The sequence below is a fragment of the Hydrocoleum sp. CS-953 genome (assembly GCF_002260545.1).
Lineage (GTDB): Bacteria > Cyanobacteriota > Cyanobacteriia > Cyanobacteriales > Microcoleaceae > Trichodesmium.
Window position 1 is genome coordinate 1 of sequence record NZ_LGSU01000648.1, and the last position, 4,060, is coordinate 4,060.

The following is a 4,060-nucleotide window of genomic DNA, read 5'->3' on the forward strand; positions in this document are numbered from 1 at the left end:
ATTTAATAGATGTATGTAAATATATTGAACTTAGTAACTTCAAAATAGAAGAAGTGGCTCATTTTGTGAACAGATTTGCAGGAATAGTAAAACAGCCACTAAAAGTTATGGAAGAAATATTATTTTGGTCTGGCGGGCAACCATTTTTAACACAAAAATTATGTCAAATAGTTATTAACTATCTAGGAGAAAAAGGGGTAGAAGAAAATTATAATGATGTAGCTTTAGTAGAAGATTTAGTGAAAATTTGTGTGGTAGAAAATTGGGATGCACAAGACTATCCTGCTCATTTCAGCAAAATACAAAATTTGTTGCTGAAAAATGTACAGAAATCTACAAGTCATGTAGAAATATATCAACAATTATTAAAACATGGCAAGTTAAAACCACCAGGTGAAAATAATCCAAGATTTAAAAATGATGCGATCGCTAATAGTAATAGTAAATGGGAGATAAAAGAGTTATTAAGGTCGGGAGTGGCAAAAGTAAATCAGGGATTTTTAGAGCTATATAGTCCTATTTATGCCGAAATTTTTAATCAAGAATTGGTACAAAAATATCTAGCACAAACAACTCAATCTGTTCCTATGGTTAATCAGGAAAAATTAGAGTTAAATGATTTGAATAGTCAGGAACAAAGTTGGCAAAAAGGAGGAAATCTTTCTAACTCGAAAATTCCAGGAAATCACAAAATTAATAGTAATGGTGTGATTAATTCAGAACAAAAAACACTAGGAAATCCCTTAGAGTTAAATGAGTTGAATAGTCAGGTGACAAATTTTCAACTAGGAGCAAATATTTTTGATTTGGCAAATCAGGAAAATCATAAAATTAGTAGTAATGATGGAATTAATTTAGAACAAAAACAACTAGAAATTCCATTAGAGTTAAATGACTTAAATACTCAAGTAACAAACTTAGATTTAGGAACAAATCTTTCTGACTTGGAAAATCAGGAAAATCACAAAATTAATAGTAATAATCTGATTCAGCCACAACAGAAACAAATCGAAACACCAAAACAAAAAAATAGTCATCAGAAAACTAAAAATAAACTAGAACAACAACAGATAGAAACACCCAAACAAAAAATCAATAATCATCAAAATTCAAACAATCAAGTAAGTCGCAAAAAACTTAAAACATCCCCAAACAATCAGAATAAACTAAAAATAGGAGTAGCAGGATTAGCCATAATATCAGTAGTAGCTATAACGGGCGTCGCCTGGGCAACAAAACTTTTCCAAGATAAACAAAACCAACTTCAAACAGCAGAATATCAACTAGAAAAAGCCAAATACGAACTACAAGAAGCACAAACAGGAACAAAATTAGAACGCCAAGGAATTAACGCCCTAAGACAATTTGAAAATGCACAAATAGAAGCATTACTATCAGCAATGCAAACAGGTAAAGAACTACAAGAATTAATTAAAGGCGACCGCCCACTCCAATATTATCCAGCCACAAGTCCGATATTTGCCTTACAACAAATCCTCAAAAATATTCACGAAAAAAACCAAATTCCTAACATCAAAAACATTGCCATGAGTCCTAATAATCAACTATTAGCAACAGTTAGCAATGATGGTACAGCTAAAATCCTGAAATTCTCAGGTCAGCCTATTTCCCAGTTGAGAGGACATCAGGGTAAAATCTCTAAAATTAAATTTGCTCCAGAAGGCGACCTTCTAGCGACAGCAGGAGACGATGGTACGGCCATAATTTGGGATTTTCTCGGTAAGCAGCAAGTAGAACTCAAAGGCCATGAAAGCCAAATTTGGCAAATTAGCTTCAGTCCCAATGGTAAACTCCTAGCTACTGCTGGAGAAGACGGCACTGCTAGAATTTGGGACATCTCAGGCAAGAAAATAGCCACTCTCAAAAAACATAAAGGTCGCATCTTAGATGTCACATTTAGCTCTGATGGAAAATATCTAGCCACCGCTGGATGGGATGGTACTGCCAGAATTTGGAGTCGATCTGGCAGACAGTTAGCCAGACTTAGGGGACATCAAGGTAGTGTAGAAAAAGTCATATTTAGCCCAGATGGAAAATATCTAGCTACTGCTGGATGGGATGGCACTATTAGAATTTGGTGGCGTCGTTCCGGTCAACTCCTAGCAAAACTTAAAGGTGGTGTCTGGAATGTTAGCTTTAGTCCCGATAGTAAAAGGTTAGTTACAGCAGGAGAAGATGGGGTAGCCAATATTTGGGATGTTTCTGGCAAACTATTAGGGAAACTTCCTGGACATCAAGGAATAGTCACGAGTGTCAGTTTTAGTCCCGATGGTCAACGTTTAGCTACAGCAGGTAGTGATGGTAGTGTGAAAGTTTGGAATAATAATGGCAATTTGTTGACCAATCTTAAAGGACATCAAGGCCGAGTTTGGGAAACTAATTTTAGTTCCGATGGAGAATTACTAATAACTTTGGGAGAAGATGGTACTGGCAGAATTTGGGAACTAGAAGGTAATCACGACGGAAAAATTAAGGGTAATTCTGGTATTTTTGGGACGGTAAGTTTTAGTCCGAATAATCAGAGATTAGCAACAGCTACAGTTGATGGTGTTGCCCGTATTTGGGATATTTCTGGAAAACCTTTAGCTCAATTCAATGGATATTTAGGTATGTTTGGTGATATGAGTTTTAGTCCTGACGGTCAACGTATAGCCACTGCTGGAGATAATGCTCAGGGAAGAATTTGGCAGGTTTCGGGAGAGGAATTAACAGAGTTAGAGGGTACAGAGGGTACGGCAAAAGAGATTAGTTTTGCTCCTGATGGACAGCGTTTGGCAACGGTGGGAGAAGATGGTGTTGCCCGTATCTGGAATAATTCTGGTCAGCAGTTGGCTGAGTTAAAGGGTCATAATGGACGAGTTTTGGATGTAAATTTTAGTCCAGATGGACAATATATTGGTACTGCTGGAGAGGATGGTATTGGGAAAATTTGGGATAGTTCTTTTGAAACTGTGTTAAACTTAAAGGTTATTTCTAGTTGGATAGAGAGTATTAGTTTTAGTCCATCAGGAGATTATATAGCTACGGGAGATAGTAATGGGATGGTGAAAATATGGGATTTTTCGGGCAATCAAATTGTTGATTTAAAAGGTCATGTTGGTAGTGTGAAAAATTTGACTTTTAGTGCTGATGGGGAACAGGTAATTAGTATGGGAAAAGATGGAATGGTGAGAGTTTGGGATATTAATGGCAGACAAATAGCTCAATTTGAAAATGCTAAGGGTTTAAGTTTAGATGGTAAATATGTGGCAACTTTAGCAGATAATGATTTACAGTTGTGGCGCGTGAAAGGGTTAAATGATTTGTTAGAAAGTTCTTGTGATTGGCTTGAGAATTATTTTATCACTCATCCACAAGTGAGGAAATATTTAGAAGTTTGTGAGTAGTTTAATCAGTTATCAGNCTTTAGCAGATAATGATTTACAGTTGTGGCGCGTGAAAGGGTTAAATGATTTGTTAGAAAGTTCTTGTGATTGGCTTGAGAATTATTTTATCACTCATCCACAAGTGAGGAAATATTTAGAAGTTTGTGAGTAGTTTAATCAGTTATCAGTTCTCAGTTATCAGTTTTTTTGATGAATTAAGTAGGACTTACGCAGATACGCTATATATAGCGCTCAAAACTATTACGGAATAGTTTTTTAACTCTATAGATAGTACCTTTGCGTAAGTCCTGTTAAGTAAGGATTTTTTGAAGAAGACTTATATTAACTGAAGAGCAACTTACTTTATGCTAGAAATTATCTGAAATATATCAATAATAATTTTTGATGTAATTATAATCTAGCTAAAAGCTGAAGCTTCTTTGCACAACATTCCGCAGAAAATGCTTACAATAAAAAAGATAATAAGCCAGGAATTTACAGTTAACTTAGAAACCTGGTTTATCAAGGAAAATTCAGGTATTAAAGTAAATATTTAAGGTTATATCAGTTGAAGCAAAGATTAGGAAATTATATCAAATCCGGTAGTATCGGTGTAAAAAAGCGTAGAAACCGGGTTTATATGAAATGCCCTTGTAGGGACGTTGCATAAGGGC

General features: G+C 35.4%; 1 pseudogene. It reads left to right on the top strand.

What is annotated here, in order from left to right:
* A pseudogene (locus tag AFK68_RS07335) lies at positions 1-3,407 on the top strand (hypothetical protein); the annotation flags it as partial.
* Positions 3,408-4,060 lie beyond the last annotated feature (653 nt).